We start from the raw sequence: 16829 nt of genomic DNA, 5'->3' as shown, positions 1-16829 counted from the left end.
ATAAACCCTCTGATATCAATGTATTTGCTTGATTTATATATTTAATTTTTGACAATACGTCTGGAAAGCCAGGAAGTAATTTATGAGAATTGGAACATCAACAAGCTTCCAGCGCATCTCCACGAAAAATTTCTGTTGTCTGACGAAGAGAAAAATGAAATTTTAGCAGCGTTTAAGGATGAAATCAGCGATATTTCAGCCCGCAGGGGATACAAAGCACAGGATGTCATTTCCCTTTCTGAGAGCACGCAGAATCTTGACCAGCTTCTGCAAAACTTCCAGCAGGAGCACCACCATACAGATGATGAAGTCCGCTTTATTGTAAGCGGGCACGGAGTATTTATCATCCAGGGAAAAGACGGCGAATTTTTTGAAGTTTTCCTTAACCCGGGCGACCTGATTTCCGTACCTGAAAATACCCGTCATTACTTTACGCTTCAAGACGACAGGAAAGTGGTCGCGGTACGGATATTTGTCACCACTGAAGGCTGGGTGCCGATCTACGAAAAACAGGAGATCAATTCTTAAAATCAAGCAGCTCCCCCGCATTTTTGCGGCGGGGGCTGTTTTCATTTTAAAATAAAACCCTGCGTCTGATGCACTCAAATGACATCAAGAAAAATTTGTCGAAAATGATCATAGTCCGAATGGATTTTTGTCGAAAGTAAGTAATTAAGAAAATTTTTTTGTCTAATTTTGCGAATCTATTTACAATACTAGAAATTCCTGTAATAATTCTTCAGTATACAAAAAATTGTAGAGAGACCGGAGGAAAATACCGGACCGGAAAGCTAAGGGGTAGGATTAGGAGGTTAAACTTTGTATCAGAACGGAAACAAACTGCTGGAAGAAATCCAAAGGAAACGACAGTGCATGATTGAAAGTGCAACAAGAAACGGCTTTACAAGTGAAGAAACGATTCGCTGCAGTGAAGAGCTTGATCAGCTTATTTACCAATACCAGATTAAAATACATAAGGGGGAGAAGGGCTGGGAAGAAAGCAGATTACCCTATAAACATATGATCGTCTGGCCGAAAGCCCTCACCCCCATATGTAAACTAATCTAACGTAAAAGGGACCATTTCAGGTCCCTTTTATCATGCTTGATTTAAGGACGGATGGAAAGCTCCGAATGGGCACTTCTCCCATAAAAGTGTCCTTATCCCTGTAAGACTCATATTATATGAAATATCAAAGCTAATTATTACAAAAAATCGTTCGGATGTGATTTTTGTCATTGTTTATCTGGGAATATTTTTTATAGTAATACTAAGGTTATTTTGATTTCCAATTGATTTTTATTATTAATTCGTTTGCCATTCAGCTTCTGAACTTCTCCAGAACGACATTCATTCCATAGCACAGCAGCCAGAAAGCTATACTCGGATTTTAACGTTATTCGAATGGATTGTTTTTATTTGTTTGTACTATGCCTGTGTTGCGATTCATATATCGTAATACAGAGCATTTTATAAATTTTATAAGGAAAGCGCTTTCTGTAGGCTTTTACAAAAAGGGAGGGAATGATCTTTATGCATATTGTCGTCTGTGTCAAGCAAGTTCCAGATACAAAAATTATCAAAATCAATCCGAAAACGAACACACTCGACCGCCGCAGCGCCCCGGCAATTCTAAATCCATATGATGCGCATGCTGTCCAGGAAGCAGCGCGGATTAAAAGGGCAACAGGCGGTACCATTTCCGTTTTATCAATGGGTCCGCCCCAGGCGACTGCCGTTATTAAAAAAAGCATTGAAATCGGCGCTGACAGGGGCTATTTGATTTCTGACAGAGCGTTCGCGGGGGCAGATACGCTCGCAACAAGCTATGCATTGTCGAAAGCCCTGGAACGAATATCAAAGGAGGAGCCGATCGATCTCATTATTTGCGGAAAACACGCAATTGATGGAGACACCGGGCAGGTAGGGCCTGGAATTGCCCGAAGATTGGATATACCTCCCGTAACAAATGTCATTGAAGTAGCGGAAGTAAACACGAAGGAAAGAACCGTATTGATCAAAAGAAAGCTCTCCAATGGCTACGAATTAATTCAGACTCAATTGCCATGCCTGCTCACAGTGGAAAAAGAAATAAACGAAATCGAATATGCACCGCTTCCGAATATGCTGAAAGCAGCGAGGTATGAGCCGGTTATCTGGGCGGTGAACGATTTGGAGGATGTGGATAGGACACAGCTCGGCTTGAAGGGATCACCAACGATTGTCGGCAAAATGTTTTCGCCTCCAAAGCCTGAAGGAGGGAAACGGCTTGAAGGCACACCGGATGCTCAGGTAAAACAATTGATGGACCTCCTGGCAGATAAAAGAGGGTTATTCAAAGTACAAGCTTAACTTTTCAAAATAAAAAATGGCGAGGGGGCCTGTAATAAATGGAACATAGAGGTGTCTGGGTCTTTATTGAACAAAACGAAGGCATCATTGAAGGAGTTTCCCTGGAACTTCTCGGTGCCGGAAGAAAACTTGCCGATAAGCTCGAAGTACCGCTCGCAGGGGTGCTGCTGGGAGATGGAATTAAAGGGCTCTGCCAGAAAGTCATTTCCTGCGGGGCAGACGAAGTATACGTCATTGATAACCCGGTTTTAAAGAATTACCGGACTGAATCGTATATGCAGGGAGTGATTCTCCTTGCTGAAAAATACAAACCGGAGATTTTCCTGTACGGGGCAACACCGAACGGCAAAGATCTGGCAAGCGCAGTCGCCACCGATTTAAGCACAGGGTTAACTGCTGATACAACGATGCTCGATGTCGATGTCGACAAGCGGCTGCTCGAAGCAAGCCGGCCGGCCTTTGGAGGCAATATTATGGCGACGATTCTCTGTAAAAAGCACCGCCCGCAGATGGCAACCGTAAGGCCAAAGGTCATGAAAGCACTGGAGCAGGACCCATCAAGAACAGGCAAGATCATTGAGGAACAAATCTCGATCAAGGAAGAAGATATGCGCACAAAAGTGCTGCAAATTGTGAAGGAAGTAACAAAAACGGCAAGCCTGTCGGAAGCGCATGTTATTGTATGCGGAGGAAAAGGGATGGGCGACCTTCAAGGCTTTCAGCTGATCCATGAGCTGGCAGAAACGATTGGTGCCAGCGTTGGCGGAACAAGGGACGTAGTTGAAGCAGGCTGGCTGCCCCATCAACAGCAAATCGGCCAGACAGGTGAAACGGTAACGCCGAAAATTTATTTTGCAATCGGCGTTTCAGGGGCGATCCAGCATGTTGTCGGCATGAAAAATTCCGAATTCATCATTGCGATTAATAAGGATCCGCAAGCGCCGATTTTTGATGTCGCGACGTATGGAATCGTTGGGGATGCGCATGTCATCGTTCCTGAGTTAATCAACCAGTTTAAACAGCTGACAAAAGAAAAGGGCGGTGAAATCAGTTATGCCTGAAAAATTTGATGTAATTGTTGTCGGAGCCGGGCCGGCTGGAACAGCATGTGCCTATACGTGTGCGAAGAGCGGTTTAAACGTTTTGCAGATTGAACGGGGAGAATACCCGGGAAGCAAAAACGTCATGGGCGGTGTCCTGTACCGAAAACAAATGGAAGAGATTATTCCTGAGTTTTGGAAGGAAGCCCCTTTGGAAAGACCGGTTGTTGAACAGCGTTTTTGGATGATGGATAAAGAATCGGTTGTTTCTTTTGGCTATAAAGGTCTCGAATGGGGAATGGAGCCATATAATAATTTTACAGTTCTGCGGGCCCAATTTGACCAGTGGTTTGCCCAAAAGGCGGTCGACGCGGGCGCCCTGCTTATCACGGAAACGGTCGTGACAGAATGTATTGTTGAAAACGGAAAAGTGATCGGTGTCCGGACAGACCGCCCGGATGGAGAAGTGTTCGCCGATGTTGTCGTGCTTGCCGACGGTGTCAATTCACTGCTCGGAAAGCAGCTCGGTTTCCATAAGGAATTCCGCCCTGATGAAGTGGCCCTGACCGTGATGGAAGTCATTAATCTCCCAAAGGAAAAGATCAATGACCGTTTTAACCTTTCAGAAAACCAGGGCTGTACGATTGAAATATTCGGTGATTCAACAAAGGGAAATTTGGGGACTGCATTTTTGTATACGAATAAAGAAAGCTTGAATATTGGTGTCGGAACCACCCTGTCAAGCATGATTAAAGCCAAATTAAAGCCTTATGACCTGCTTGACTATTTAAAAAATCATCCAATGGTGGCGCCTTATCTGGAGGGAGGGGAATCCGTCGAATATTTGGCGCATTTAATCCCGGAGGGCGGGTATCATTCCGTTCCCAAAGTAGCCGGAGACGGTGTTGTCGTTGTCGGGGATGCAGCGCAGCTTGTGAATGCCATCCATCGTGAAGGCTCAAATATGGCAATGGCTTCCGGGAAAATGGCGGCTGAGGCTATCGTTGAAGCAAAGAAGCGAAATGATTTCAGCGAATCCAGTTTAAATAAATATCGGGAAGCCCTTTATAACAGCTTCATTATTAAAGATTTGGAAAAATATAAGGATGCAACCCACATCTTTGAACACCATCCACAATATTTGCGTGAATACGTTCCGATGATGAACCGGGCCGCAAGCAAAATGTTTACTGTTGACGGAACCCCAAAAAGGGATAAGCAGAAAGAAATTATCCGCAGTGTCAGAAGCGAAAAAGGAACATTTAATGTATTGAAAGACATTTATCGTGCCTGGAAGGCGGTGAAATAATGTCCACAAAAACGATTGAAGAGAAACAGTATTTGATTCGCTTTAAGTGTGATACAAAATCCCATTTGACGGTCATGGACCATGATATTTGCATGACAAAATGCCCGGATAAAATTTGTACCGTTTTCTGCCCTGCCGAGGTTTATAAATGGGAAGGGACAAGGATGCAAGTCGGTTACGAGGGATGTCATGAATGCGGAAGCTGCCGGATCGGCTGTCCATACCAAAATATCCACTGGGAATATCCGAAGGGCGGACACGGTATTGTGTTTCGACTGGCATAGCGAATAAAACCAATCCAGCTTCATAACTTAAGGCAAAAAACGATGCTCATCCTGAGGCATCGTTTTTTATTGTTTATAAAATTCTCGACTTGTTTTTTATTGTTCACTGCAGTTTTAAGTAGGGATTGCGCCTGATGTGCGGGTAACTTTTCCGTATTGTTGTAGCTAGATTATCACTGAGACTTAAAACTTAATCATATCTTTAAGGGAAACATTTTATGTTCTTTATACCGCATGTGGCAATCAGTAAATTTCATGCAGTAAATTTGCAGAAAATATGCAAACATTTCCTGGGCATTTACCCACACTTGGTGAATGCGGAAACCATATGATACGACTGTTACTGCTAATAACAAAATTGGGGAGGAAATGCTATGCAAAGTATGGATTATGCGAATTTTAAATCTACTCATATGGAACACATGGGTTTGGTGAAGACAATCCATGATTGTGAAATAACTTGTGAACATATGGGGACTATGGTGTTGCGAATGAGCGATGTTCATGCCAGAAGAAACCAACTGCTTCTATTGCGTGATTGTGCAGATATATGCACATAGTCAGCGAAATTAATCGCAAGAAACAGTTATTTGGAAAAGTCAGTTGCCGAATTATGTGCCCATATTTGTGAGCTTTGTGGAAACGAATGTTTAAGGTTTCCTGATTCCCATTCAAAGATGTGCACAAATTTGCTTGCATTGCGCACAACAATATCGGGCTTTTGCAAGATCCCGGTTGAAGAGTATGTAAGGAATCAAAAAAGTTTTTCACAATTTGAATGATTATAAGTTTCCCACTATATGTATGTAACTTCACAAACGTCTCGAAAAAGAGGGGAAGGAATGGATTAGAGGTTAGCTTATTTGTTCAAACGGGTTTAATGAGGAGAGTTTATCGTTTTTTCCATTTTGCTCAAGACTCCGGGCGAAGTCACAAGCTTTATGGAAGCAGTTAAAATCCGCTGAGGTGTAAAAACGGCGCGACCAATCGAAGCTTCCCTCGCCGTCTGCGGGATATACTGCTACTTTCCATTGGTAATAATTTTTCTGATCCGGTTCACCTTCCAAGGCGATGAGCCAGTGGGTGATTTTGTCTCCGGAAATCGGAAGGGTTTCCTTTAAAGAGTTTAAGTCTTCGGGTCCAATTTGTATTAACGATTTCTGGTAAAAGTCCCGATAATTTTCATGTATCACTATAATCCCTCCATTTCTTTACTTTTACTTGCTTTTATTATATGTGAAAATCAATAAAAATTAGCAACTTATTTGTTAAAATTTTTCGAAAAATAGTTTGGCCAATTCGACATTGTGATTAGCATCACAACTTGTAGAGAAACGGCTGCTTATACTAATGATAATAACTGTAATTGTCGAAGGAGAGATTGTTGATGGATGGTTGTATGGGTGCTTTTTCAAACCGAAAGCTGGTGGCGCTGTCACAAGGATTGGCCTTACTAAAGGAAGAACATCCGCCGTTGATTAAAATGCTGGAGGAGCTTGTGGAGCTATCCAATCAAGTTGAAGACTCAGACCAAAAACAGGCTGTATTTGCGACTTTAACCGGAAAGGTGAAAGCATTTTTTGATAAGCTTGAGGCCCACTCAGAAAAAGAAGAAAATATTCTGTTTAAAATGATGGAAGCTTATATTGGCAAGGGGATGGGACCAATTGCCGTTATGGAATACGAACATGACCAGGCAAAATCGATGATTGGCGGCTTTCTCAGCAAAACAAAGGGTGATAGTCCATTATCAACAGAGGACATGTATTCATGTACGGCCTTAATAAGAAGAGCCTATTCGATATTAGTGGACCACTTCACAAAAGAAGAAAATGTGCTGTATCCGATGGCGGAGAATTTATTTTCTGAGGAAGAAAAAGAATTACTGTATGCAAGGGTTCAATCATAATAAAAACAGGGTAGAAGGACTTTTCCTCCTATCCTGTTTTCTTTTTTATGCCAAATCCGAAGATGAGCATATATTCCTTAATTCCACTGCTCCAGCTTTTGATCGGAAGGAAGGAAGAAGGCCAGCACGCCGAGCAATGGAAGAAAGCCGGTGAAAATGATCGTTTGCGTAAGCCCGATGAGATCGGCCAAATAGCCGAGCCCGATCGATCCAAGCGCCCCCATTCCAAATGCCAGGCCGACCGTCAAGCCAGCCATTGTCCCGATTTTTCCCGGCACGAGCTCCTGGGCGTAAACAACCGTGACGGAAAAGCTCGACATCAGAAGCAGTCCGCTTAAAGCCAGCAGCAAGAATGCGGCAATGGGCGGAACAAACGGGATCAGCAATGATAACGGGGCGGTGGCGATCATCGAAACTAAAATAATCGTTTTCTTGCCAAAACGGTCGGCAAGCGGTCCCCCGAAAAATGTGCCAATTGCACCGGTAATTAAGAAAGCAAACAGGAAAAGCTGCGATTCTTTAATTGACAGCGTATATTTTTCGATTGCGTAAAATGCATAGAAATTGGTGATTCCGGAAATATACCAGGAGCGGGCAAAGATTAGAAACAAAATCAGCAACAGTGAAATCCAGACACCTTTGCGGATTCCGTTCCCAACTGTGCTATTTTTGCCGCTTTGCTTGCTTTTAAAAGAACGTTCAACTGCAAGCATGCCGGAATACCAATTGGCAATATAGATCAATAATCCGACGGCGGCGGCTGCAACTAATGTAAACCAGGCAGCACCGATTTGGCCGAGCGGGACAAGAATTACAGCAGTAATGAGCGGGGCGAGCGCCTGGCCTGAATTGCCGCCAACCTGGTAAATCGATTGAGCAAGCCCGCGGCGTGCCCCGGCGGCCATGTAAGCGACGCGTGATCCCTCCGGATGGAAAACAGCAGATCCAAGGCCAATAAACAAGACGGACACGACAACCAATTCAAACCGGGGTGCAAGAGCAAGGCCAAGAACGCCGAAAAGCGTGAAGGAAAGCCCGATCGGCAGGGCGAAGGGCATCGGTTTTTTATCCGTGGCCATTCCGACGAGCGGCTGCATAATTGACGATACAATGTTCAAAGAAAAAGCGATCAAGCCAAGCTGCGTAAAGCTGAGCCCCATCGATCTTTCCAGGATCGGGAACATCGCTGGAACAACAGCCTGGAGCGAGTCATTCAATAAGTGGCAAATTCCGATTATAATTAATATTTTGTACGAAGTAGCCGCACGATCACGTGGTGACATGCTTGCAGCGATTGCAGATTGGCCCATGGTTAACTCCTTATTGATGAATGTTTTCAGTTTTTTTAAAAATACGGTTTATTGATTCTTTCTTCTGTTTCTATATTACAAGATTTTGAATCGTTTAAAAACGATTTTGTTTCTAATCCCGAAATTAAATTCCGCATAACTTTGAAAGGATATTTTTAAATTGAAAAAAAGAGTACAATCGGACGAAGCAAACATGAAACAGAGATTAATTGTAATGGCAATGAGATAATCGTTCAGTTCTCCATCTGTAGAAACATTTGCTTAAACGAAAGAGCATCGGGTTCATACCACAATGCTCTTTCGTTTATTCATTTTTAGCTAAAGCTAACGGGAGTGTAATGACGACTTTTGTACCATGCTGTTCTTTGCTGGTAATGTGTATCGTGCCGTTAAAAGATTGGATTATTTTTTTGCAAATCACAAGACCGAGGCCTGTTCCCGTATCCTTTGATGTATAAAAAGGATCAAAGACTTTGTTGAGTGCTTCTTCAGAAATGCCTGAACCGGTATCAATAATTTCTATATTGCAAGTTTCCCGTTCTTGCAACACATTAATTTTAAGATCGCCGCCATTTTTCATCGATTCGAAAGCATTTTTTATGAGATTCAAGATTACCTGCTTCATTTGGTCCTTTGCACATTCAACCGGCATTGGCTCGTTTGGGAAATGGTAGGAACATCGGATGTTGTGAAGATTTGCTTCGGAAGAAATGAGCGGCTTGAGCTCGGTAAAAACCGACCTTATATCGATAATGTCTTTCTTTTGCGCGGTCGGTTTGCCCAGGATCAAAAATTCACTGACGATTTCATTAATGCGGTTGATCTCTTCATCGATGATAGAAAAGTAGTAGAGGTCTTTCGGTTCCCGGTATTTTTCGGCTAATAGCTGGACAAGCCCTTTAATACCTGTAAGGGGATTGCGGATTTCATGGGCAGTACTGGCTGCGAGTGAGCCGACCAGCTCAAGCTTTTGTGCTTCAATTTGCGCTTTTTCTTTTGCTGATTGTTTTTTTAACAGGTAGTACTTAACCAGAATGAAGAGAATATGGAAGAAAACCAGGGTCCCGGCTATTAATGCGGCCAGTTCCATTCCTGCATTCTTCCAGTCAAAGCCCGGAATTTCCGCTTTAATGCTCCATGGGAGCCGCTCAATTGGTATTGTCAGCCACTCTTTTGGAGGTGAGCCTTTACTGTCAGATCCATTCAAATTCATAATAATGCGGCTTTGTCCATTTACAATTAAAAGATTTGTATCCGGAGTCAATACTTTCATGACATTTTCAATATAATCAACCCTTAAATGGGCAACAAGTATCGAACTCAGTTCATTTCTTTCATTGAGCACGGGCGTAGCCAGGCCGATCACCGTTTGATCGTTGTGAAGTGTTTCCTGGTGGTTCGATATAACCGTATCCTTCGTTTTAATCGCTGTCTGAATATACTCCATTGAGGAATAATTAGCATCATCGAGCAGCGAATGAGAGCCGGTAATGACCTTTCCTTCTTCGTTCAGCAAATAAAGGCCTCCATAGCGCGGGTCTTTTTGCTGTACCTGCTGGAGCAATGGTTTTATTTCTTGCGGGGAATCGATCATATTATTTGCAGTTATGGAAATAATATCGAGACTGGTCACGGTTTCAGATATTAGCTGGTCCCAGGTCCTTTGATGGATCGATGCAATCCACTCGGCATGAGTCTTTTGACGTTCGTAATCTCTCTGGACCAGATTATATGTTTGTAAAAATATTCCTAAAACACTCGGCAGTATCACAATCAGCAAATATAACAATGCATTTTTTTTCGATTTTTGCATAGACACCTCTATTTTTAACCGCTTATAGTCATCAATTATACCATTAATGAAGGTATTTCGGACTATGCCTTTATCTGGATTCATTGACACCATTCCGAATCTTTTCTATAATTTATTTTGAAGTCGAGATATTTTTTTATAAAGGAAGATTTTACATGAATGACGAAGTTAACCAATCCTTAAAGCTATTTATTGTGCTTTCCAGGGCATATAAAGCGATTAATGAGCAGGTCAATAAATCAATCCAGGCGAATGGATTAAACCCGACTGAATTTGCTGTTCTGGAGCTTTTATACCATAAAGGCCAGCAGCCGCTCCAGCAAATAGGCGGAAAAATTCTGCTTGCAAGCGGAAGCATCACATATGTAGTCGACAAGCTTGAACAAAAAGGCCTTTTAAATCGTGCCGCTTGTCCGAATGACCGCAGGGTTACGTATGCGATTATTACGGAAAAAGGCAAAGAATTTATCGAGGCGATTTTTCCCGAACACGAAGCAAGGATCCATGAGCTTATGGATGTTCTTTCCGAAGAGGAAAAAGCAACAGCAATCGAATTGCTAAAAAAAATCGGATTGCCCGTGGCGAAATATTAACTACGGGTTCCGCATGAAAGAGTTTTTTAAGATTGTCACTGGAGGCAGTCTTTTTTTGTGCTCAAATAATTCGGGTTGTACCTGAAAACAAGGCGTTACGCAAATGAAATTCAACAAAGTGAAGAGTGACCAATATAAAAACAGCGGCCGCATAAACACTGCCGCTGTTTTCGTAATTATTCAGGTTTATTATTCGCATCAGGGTCTGGTGTGAAGTTTGGCTGGTAGCCATCGTATTTCACTACGTTTACCATTCCTGCCGTAGCATGGTGCAGGTCATGGCAATGGAAAAGCCAGTTTCCCGGGTTATCCGCTTTAAAAGCAACGACGTATTCATCACCATCTGGTGAAGGTAAAATTGGTCAATAATTCTAAACAAAGCCGATTTTTCTTTAAAAGAAATTTCGGCTCTTTAAGCAATATTATTTTTTGAAATGAGTTCTAAACCTGACGAACAAGTAAATTGCACGAACAAACAAGTCTATTGCAATCGATAACCAAATCCCGGCTATACCCATTCCAAGCTGGATTCCCAAAACATAAACTCCGACAACCCGAATCACCCACATGCCAATCGCTGTACTGTACATTGGACTTTTTGTATCGCCCATTCCTTGTAAAGCACCAGCCAACACCAAACCAACGGCTAAAGCAGGTTGGGCAAAAGCGTCTATTCTCAATGCTGTCACGACCATATGAACCGCATTTGGATCAGTCGTGAACCAGGTTGCCATCCAGGGTGACAGGAAAAATAACAAAAAGCCAATCATGGACATAAATAGAACGGCTATCCCGGCAGTTAACATCCCATACTTGTATGCGTCCTGTTCACGTTTTGCCCCAATACTTTGGCCAACTAATGTGGTTGCGGCCACAGCCAATCCATAACCGGGCATATAGGAAAAGGTTTCAATATTCCCGGCGATAGTATGGGCTGCGTATGTTTCTGTTCCGATTCGTACAATTAAACCAAAGTATAGGACCTGACCTAACCGCATAATAAGGCGTTCGACCGCAGCTGGGGTTGAAAGTTTTAAGATGGGTGATATAAATTGTTTAGCTTCCCTAAAAGTATTTTGAAAAATTGAAAAATCAATTTTTGATTTTTTTATGTAACGATATAGAGCTATCGTACCGATTATTCTTGCAATAACAGTTGCCCAGGCTGCTCCTGCAACGCCTAAACCCGTAAATCCCCATAAACCAAAAATCAATATACAATCCAGTCCAATGTGGATGATGTTGATCCAGACACTGATTTTCATCGGGGTTTTTGTGTCTCCGGATGCCCTCAGGATACTTCCGAAAATAAACATGAGTGAAATGAATATGGAGGGTACAGCCACAATACGGAAATAAGTGACTCCATCTGCTAACACCTGAGGTTCTGCTCCCATCACTTTAAGCAAAGGTTCGGCAAAAAAGTAAGCAATAATTCCAAATAAAATTCCTGCCATAGAGGAAATCCAGCTGGACTGCGTTGCGATCGATTTTGCTTTATCGAAATCCCCGGCACCCACACTTCTTGCAATGAGAGAAGATGTTCCCACACCAATCGCCATAAAAATAGCAATATAGACAGCTAAAACGGTATTGGCAACACCAACCGCAGTCACTTCATTCAGGCCGAGTTTTGCAACAAATAAAGTATCGATAAATCCAACGGCTGTTTGTAAAATATTTTCAATCATGGCCGGAACTGCTAAAGAGAGGATCATCATTATTTTTTGTTTGGCAGTTTGTTCTTCAATAGTTTCAAGGGCTGGCAAGCTAGTCACTTCCTCATTGTCACATTTTGAATATCATTTTTTCATTCATAATCACATTTAAGCATTAAGGGCTCACTTTTCTATAGGTACATTCAAGTTGCTAATATTGTGATGATACGAAAAAAAGTTGCAGAAATCTATAAAGATAGTTTAGTTAATATAGAATTTTTGAAGAAAACAGAGATTGCATCAAGTCCAAGGAAAAACTTTTTTCATAAAAATCTGAGTTAACAGGTAACATTAATTTACTCGATAAAAGCTACAAAATATTTCTTCACAATTTCTTTAAAACTCTGCTTTATAATGATTTAACCTTTTGGGTGTTTAACCAAATGAATGATATCTGCCACTGAACAAATAATAATTTATGCGGTCAATATGGGAAGAAAACGTGAACCGCTCCATAATTCAAGAAATTTTTAACTTACTTAAACTCAAAAAACTTCAAAAAACGTTCACAAAAAACAGAGCCTAAACTCTTTACATACCTTACCGGGGTATAATATAATGAAAAACAAGGAGGGAGTTACCATGGTAAATGAATTAGAAAATGATCCTCTCCTAACAGAAGAAGAATGCTGCACTGCTGCAAGCGGCCGGAAAAGCCATCATTCCGAAGCCGTAAAGAAAAATATGGTAACACGCTTAAACCGGATTGAAGGCCAAATTCGCGGGATTAAAGGGTTAATTGAAAAAGATACGTATTGTGACGATGTCATTACGCAAATCTCAGCTACCCAATCCGCCTTGAACAGCGTAGCAAAAATTCTTTTGGAAGGCCATTTGAAAAACTGTGTTGTCGAAAGAATCCAGGAAGGTGACATGGAAGTACTGGATGAAGTCCTTGTCACTATTCAAAGATTAATGAAAAAATAAGGGAGACGATTAGAATGGAAAAGGTAACATTGGATGTAGCAGGAATGTCTTGCGGTCACTGCGTAAAAGCTATTGAAGGCAGTGTCGGAGAATTAAAAGGTGTCTCCAATGTGAAAGTTCACCTTGAAACTGGTAAAGTAGATGTTGAATATAACGCAAATGAAGTGACTCTTGATACAATTAAAGAAACAATCGATGATCAAGGCTATGATGTAAACTAAGTTTGTGAACTATAAAAGTAAAGAGAACCGTGCTAGAAATAGCACGCTCTCTTTTTTATAAAAATATACCCTATACAGGTATAAGGAGTTTTTGCTATGAGTGAAAAAGTTCTGGAAAGCCAATTTCAAATAACCGGCATGACATGTGCCGCCTGCGCGATCCGCATTGAAAAAGGTTTAAAGAAAATGGAAGGCGTCAAAGATGCAAACGTGAATCTTGCCCTCGAAAAAGCGACAGTAAAGTTTGACGGGTCCGCGATGGGAGCTGCTGATATCCAAAAGAAAGTCAGAGATCTCGGCTATGATGTCGTAACAGAAAAAACTGAATTGAACCTGACCGGCATGACATGTGCCGCTTGTGCGCAAAGAATTGAAAAAAGCTTGAATAAACAAGACGGGATCATCAAGGCAAATGTCAACCTGGCTTTAGAAAAAGCATCTGTCGAATACAATCCGTCCATTGTCTCACCTAAAGAGATGATCGAAAGGGTTGAAAAGCTTGGTTACGGGGCCAGCGTGAAAAGTGATGAAAACGAAAAAGAGGCAGTCGACCACCGCTTGAAGGAAATTGAAAAGCAGCAGGGGAAGTTCATTTTTTCACTCATCTTATCGCTTCCGCTTCTTTGGGCAATGGTCGGCCATTTCAGCTTCACTTCTTTCCTTTATGTTCCTGATGCATTAATGAATCCATGGGTGCAAATGGCATTGGCTACACCGGTACAATTTTATATTGGCAAGCAATTTTATGTCGGCGCCTATAAAGCGCTTAGAAATAAGAGCGCCAATATGGATGTGCTGGTCGCACTTGGTACATCGGCCGCTTATTTTTACAGTGTATACCTTGCTTTAGAAACGATCGGAAACAACGCCCATTCGGTTGGTCTTTATTTTGAAACAAGTGCCATTTTGATTACATTAATTATTCTTGGGAAACTGTTCGAAGCGAAAGCAAAAGGCCGTTCGTCAGAAGCGATCAAAAAGCTGATGGGCCTGCAGGCAAAAACGGCAACCGTCCTGCGCGATGGTGTTGAAAAAGAAATTCCGCTTGAAGAAGTAGTCACGGGTGATATTTTGTATGTAAAGCCCGGTGAAAAAATCCCGGTCGACGGGGAAATTCTTGAAGGCCGCAGCGCTCTTGATGAATCAATGATTACCGGGGAAAGTCTGCCGGTAGATAAAACAGTCGGTGACACCGTTATCGGTGCCACGATTAACAAAAATGGTTTTATTAAAATAAAAGCAACAAAAGTCGGAAAAGATACGGCACTTGCGCAAATCATTAAAGTGGTTGAAGAAGCACAGGGGTCAAAAGCACCTATTCAGCGATTAGCCGATTCGATTTCCGGTATTTTCGTTCCGATTGTTGTCGGCATTGCGATTATCAGTTTCTTGATTTGGTATTTGTGGGTTTCTCCCGGAAACTTTGCCGCCGCCTTGGAAATCTTAATCGCCGTTCTTGTCATTGCCTGTCCATGCGCACTGGGGCTCGCAACGCCAACTTCAATCATGGCGGGGTCCGGCCGGGCTGCCGAATACGGAATTCTTTTTAAAGGTGGAGAGCATCTCGAAATGACGCACCGGATCGATACCGTCATCCTTGATAAAACAGGTACGATCACGAATGGTACTCCGATTCTGACTGATATCATCACAGACCGGGAAGAAGCTGAATTTTTGGCGCTTATCGGTTCTGCTGAAAAGCAATCTGAACACCCGCTTGCCCAGGCCATTGTAGACGGGATTAAAGAAAAGAATATCAGCCTTAAAGACGTAGATGAGTTTGAGGCAATCCCTGGCTATGGTATCAAAACGGTTGTTAATGGAAAAGAAGTTCTTATCGGGACACGCCGATTGATGAAAAAGTACAATGTGGAAATCGAGCATGTTTTACCGCAAATGGACAGTCTGGAGAAGCAAGGTAAAACTGCAATGCTGACAGCTATAGACGGCGTTTATGCGGGAATTGTCGCTGTCGCAGACACAATTAAAGAAACCTCTGCACAAGCGGTTAAGCGCTTAAAAGAGATGGGACTGGAGGTCATTATGATCACCGGCGATAACTACCAGACTGCCCAAGCGATCGCCAAACAGGCTGGCATTAACAATGTAATCGCCGAAGTATTGCCGGAAGGAAAAGCCGAAGAAGTGAAGAAGCTTCAGGAACAGGGCAAGAAGGTGGCAATGATCGGAGACGGAATCAATGATGCTCCAGCACTCGCGGTTGCCGACATCGGGATGGCGATCGGAACAGGAACGGATGTTGCGATGGAAGCGGCAGACATTACGTTAATCCGCGGGGACCTTAACAGCATTGCCGATGCAATCTTTATGAGCAAGAAAACGATCCGCAACATTAAGCAAAACCTGTTCTGGGCATTCGGCTATAATACGCTCGGCATCCCGGTCGCCGCATTGGGATTTTTGGCACCATGGCTCGCCGGAGCGGCAATGGCATTCAGCTCTGTATCCGTTGTCCTAAACGCATTGCGCTTACAAAGAGTAAAATTATAAGGAGTCTATCATATGAAAAAATGGGCCTTATCAGCACTCGTATACCTGATCGTTGTCCTGGGCGTATATTATGTGTATGCCTCGTTTACTCAAGCTGATTCCGAAAATATTGATCATAACGAAGAGATGGAACATAGAGATCAAACAGACGGAAAAGAAGCGGAAGAACATTAATAACAGATCTGTTCTTTTCGGGTTGTGAACTTGTTCTTTCTTAAAATCGGCCCCTGTTAACGAACAGGGGTCTGTTTTTGTTTATATCAGTTAAACTGGAACTATTCCAGAAAACCTTTGGCGACAATAGATTTAAAAAAACCAAACCCGGATATTTTTAGTTCCAGTCTATCTTTGATTCCAATGTTTTTTTGAATAAATATAGAAAGATTGTTCACTATGAATTCATTATATTTTTGAATATCCTTTGGTTTTCCCGGTATAGCAAGCAATTCTTGCACGCCTGCGGCACAACAGCCTTTTACCTCTAGTGTCTTTACTGTTAGATGTTTTCCTTTGGACTCAATCCACGCGTGTGCTTCATCATCTAATTGAATATTCATCTATTTACCCTCCATTCTTTCCATTGGTTTATTCAGATTTGCCATCACCTTTACATAATTCGCAATGCATTTTTCAAGCTTTAGATTAATTTGTTTTGTAAAACTACCTAGAGTAGTATAAATAATACTAATTTTGTAAAAACATTCTTTCGAAAGTTTTCGAAATAGCTTGATTTATAGCTGCTATCTTCATAAATTCTTCATTTATTATTGATATTATTGATCACTAGCGTTGCATAAATGTAGTTAGAATATTCAGTTAATACATTTCCATGATTTTGAGCC

The 16829-nt window shown here is 42.1% G+C and carries 16 protein-coding genes and 2 pseudogenes; 12 read left to right on the top strand and 6 right to left on the bottom strand.

Annotated elements, in window-relative coordinates:
- Window positions 1-60: 60 nt before the first annotated feature.
- The 6 genes and pseudogenes from CU633_RS17810 to CU633_RS17785 all read left to right on the top strand — a co-directional run.
- Window positions 61-528: pseudogene (locus tag CU633_RS17810) on the top strand (cupin domain-containing protein); the annotation flags it as partial.
- 291 nt (window positions 529-819) lie between these two features.
- The gene (locus CU633_RS17805; RefSeq protein WP_257959003.1) at window positions 820-1068 is read left to right on the top strand and encodes an aspartyl-phosphate phosphatase Spo0E family protein; all 249 of its coding nucleotides are present in this window, start codon (window positions 820-822) and stop codon (window positions 1066-1068) included.
- Between the two features lie 465 nt (window positions 1069-1533).
- Window positions 1534-2352, top strand: coding sequence for an electron transfer flavoprotein subunit beta/FixA family protein (locus tag CU633_RS17800; protein ID WP_101661926.1), 819 nt, complete (start codon window positions 1534-1536; stop codon window positions 2350-2352).
- Between the two features lie 38 nt (window positions 2353-2390).
- Window positions 2391-3413 carry an electron transfer flavoprotein subunit alpha/FixB family protein gene (locus CU633_RS17795; RefSeq protein ID WP_101661925.1) on the top strand — a complete coding sequence of 341 codons (1023 nt, stop codon included), beginning with the start codon at window positions 2391-2393 and terminating at the stop codon, window positions 3411-3413.
- Complete coding sequence (locus CU633_RS17790) at window positions 3406-4701, top strand: FAD-dependent oxidoreductase (protein ID WP_101661924.1); 1296 nt, start codon at window positions 3406-3408, stop codon at window positions 4699-4701. Before CU633_RS17795 ends, CU633_RS17790 begins: the two co-directional genes overlap by 8 nt.
- On the top strand, window positions 4701-4985 hold the full coding sequence (locus tag CU633_RS17785) for a ferredoxin family protein (RefSeq protein WP_101661923.1): 285 nt from the start codon (window positions 4701-4703) through the stop codon (window positions 4983-4985). The genes CU633_RS17790 and CU633_RS17785 overlap by 1 nt, the downstream gene beginning before the upstream one ends.
- 854 nt (window positions 4986-5839) lie before the next feature.
- Here CU633_RS17785 and CU633_RS17775 read toward each other — a convergent pair.
- Window positions 5840-6178 carry a hypothetical protein gene (locus CU633_RS17775; RefSeq protein ID WP_101661922.1) on the bottom strand — a complete coding sequence of 113 codons (339 nt, stop codon included), beginning with the start codon at window positions 6176-6178 and terminating at the stop codon, window positions 5840-5842.
- Between the two features lie 194 nt (window positions 6179-6372).
- On the opposite strand from CU633_RS17775, the gene CU633_RS17770 reads away from it, so the two are divergent.
- Complete coding sequence (locus tag CU633_RS17770; protein ID WP_101661921.1) at window positions 6373-6894, top strand: hemerythrin domain-containing protein; 522 nt, start codon at window positions 6373-6375, stop codon at window positions 6892-6894.
- Between the two features lie 77 nt (window positions 6895-6971).
- Here CU633_RS17770 and CU633_RS17765 read toward each other — a convergent pair whose 3' ends face one another.
- Window positions 6972-8204, bottom strand: coding sequence for an MFS transporter (locus tag CU633_RS17765; protein ID WP_101661920.1), 1233 nt, complete (start codon window positions 8202-8204; stop codon window positions 6972-6974).
- 304 nt (window positions 8205-8508) lie between these two features.
- Window positions 8509-10017, bottom strand: a complete 1509-nt coding sequence (locus CU633_RS17760; RefSeq protein WP_101661919.1) for an ATP-binding protein — start codon at window positions 10015-10017, stop codon at window positions 8509-8511.
- A gap of 155 nt (window positions 10018-10172) precedes the next feature.
- On the opposite strand from CU633_RS17760, the gene CU633_RS17755 reads away from it, so the two are divergent.
- The gene (locus CU633_RS17755; protein WP_101661918.1) at window positions 10173-10610 is read left to right on the top strand and encodes a MarR family winged helix-turn-helix transcriptional regulator; all 438 of its coding nucleotides are present in this window, start codon (window positions 10173-10175) and stop codon (window positions 10608-10610) included.
- A gap of 176 nt (window positions 10611-10786) precedes the next feature.
- Here the strand turns inward: CU633_RS17755 and CU633_RS17750 are convergent.
- Window positions 10787-10951: pseudogene (locus CU633_RS17750) on the bottom strand (multicopper oxidase domain-containing protein); the annotation flags it as partial.
- A gap of 81 nt (window positions 10952-11032) precedes the next feature.
- Window positions 11033-12379 carry an MATE family efflux transporter gene (locus tag CU633_RS17745; protein WP_101661917.1) on the bottom strand — a complete coding sequence of 449 codons (1347 nt, stop codon included), beginning with the start codon at window positions 12377-12379 and terminating at the stop codon, window positions 11033-11035.
- Window positions 12380-12910: 531 nt separating this feature from the next.
- On the opposite strand from CU633_RS17745, the gene CU633_RS17740 reads away from it, so the two are divergent.
- The 4 genes from CU633_RS17740 to CU633_RS22970 all read left to right on the top strand — a co-directional run bounded on the left by CU633_RS17740 (window position 12911) and on the right by CU633_RS22970 (window position 16161).
- The gene (locus CU633_RS17740; RefSeq protein ID WP_101577888.1) at window positions 12911-13255 is read left to right on the top strand and encodes a metal-sensitive transcriptional regulator; all 345 of its coding nucleotides are present in this window, start codon (window positions 12911-12913) and stop codon (window positions 13253-13255) included.
- A 14-nt stretch (window positions 13256-13269) separates the two neighbouring features.
- A complete protein-coding gene (copZ, locus tag CU633_RS17735) occupies window positions 13270-13476 on the top strand; it encodes a copper chaperone CopZ (protein ID WP_101661916.1) in 207 nt (68 codons plus the stop codon).
- A gap of 96 nt (window positions 13477-13572) precedes the next feature.
- Complete coding sequence (locus tag CU633_RS17730) at window positions 13573-15987, top strand: heavy metal translocating P-type ATPase (protein WP_101661915.1); 2415 nt, start codon at window positions 13573-13575, stop codon at window positions 15985-15987.
- A gap of 12 nt (window positions 15988-15999) precedes the next feature.
- A complete protein-coding gene (locus CU633_RS22970) occupies window positions 16000-16161 on the top strand; it encodes a hypothetical protein (RefSeq protein WP_180955021.1) in 162 nt (53 codons plus the stop codon).
- A 101-nt stretch (window positions 16162-16262) separates the two neighbouring features.
- On the opposite strand, the gene CU633_RS17725 is transcribed toward CU633_RS22970, so the two are convergent.
- Complete coding sequence (locus CU633_RS17725) at window positions 16263-16544, bottom strand: CC/Se motif family (seleno)protein (RefSeq protein ID WP_101661914.1); 282 nt, start codon at window positions 16542-16544, stop codon at window positions 16263-16265.
- Between the last annotated feature and the right edge of the window lie 285 nt (window positions 16545-16829).

Source organism: Bacillus sp. V3-13 (assembly GCF_002860165.1).
Taxonomy (GTDB): domain Bacteria; phylum Bacillota; class Bacilli; order Bacillales; family Cytobacillaceae; genus Bacillus_BJ.
The sequence above is the reverse complement of the archived record's forward strand: the minus strand, read 5'-3'. Positions and strand labels throughout refer to the sequence as shown.

Excerpts from the sequence above, each read along its gene's own strand:
- CU633_RS17800 (WP_101661926.1), top strand. The coding sequence starts at position 1,534 with ATGCATATTGTCGTCTGTGTCAAGCAAGTTCCAGATACAAAAATTATC.
- CU633_RS17795 (WP_101661925.1), top strand. The coding sequence starts at position 2,391 with ATGGAACATAGAGGTGTCTGGGTCTTTATTGAACAAAACGAAGGCATC.
- CU633_RS17790 (WP_101661924.1), top strand. The coding sequence starts at position 3,406 with ATGCCTGAAAAATTTGATGTAATTGTTGTCGGAGCCGGGCCGGCTGGA.
- CU633_RS17785 (WP_101661923.1), top strand. The coding sequence starts at position 4,701 with ATGTCCACAAAAACGATTGAAGAGAAACAGTATTTGATTCGCTTTAAG.
- CU633_RS17770 (WP_101661921.1), top strand. The coding sequence starts at position 6,373 with ATGGATGGTTGTATGGGTGCTTTTTCAAACCGAAAGCTGGTGGCGCTG.
- CU633_RS17765 (WP_101661920.1), bottom strand. The coding sequence starts at position 8,204 with ATGGGCCAATCTGCAATCGCTGCAAGCATGTCACCACGTGATCGTGCG.
- CU633_RS17760 (WP_101661919.1), bottom strand. The coding sequence starts at position 10,017 with ATGCAAAAATCGAAAAAAAATGCATTGTTATATTTGCTGATTGTGATA.
- CU633_RS17755 (WP_101661918.1), top strand. The coding sequence starts at position 10,173 with ATGAATGACGAAGTTAACCAATCCTTAAAGCTATTTATTGTGCTTTCC.
- CU633_RS17740 (WP_101577888.1), top strand. The coding sequence starts at position 12,911 with ATGGTAAATGAATTAGAAAATGATCCTCTCCTAACAGAAGAAGAATGC.
- copZ (WP_101661916.1), top strand. The coding sequence starts at position 13,270 with ATGGAAAAGGTAACATTGGATGTAGCAGGAATGTCTTGCGGTCACTGC.
- CU633_RS17730 (WP_101661915.1), top strand. The coding sequence starts at position 13,573 with ATGAGTGAAAAAGTTCTGGAAAGCCAATTTCAAATAACCGGCATGACA.
- CU633_RS22970 (WP_180955021.1), top strand. The coding sequence starts at position 16,000 with ATGAAAAAATGGGCCTTATCAGCACTCGTATACCTGATCGTTGTCCTG.
- CU633_RS17725 (WP_101661914.1), bottom strand. The coding sequence starts at position 16,544 with ATGAATATTCAATTAGATGATGAAGCACACGCGTGGATTGAGTCCAAA.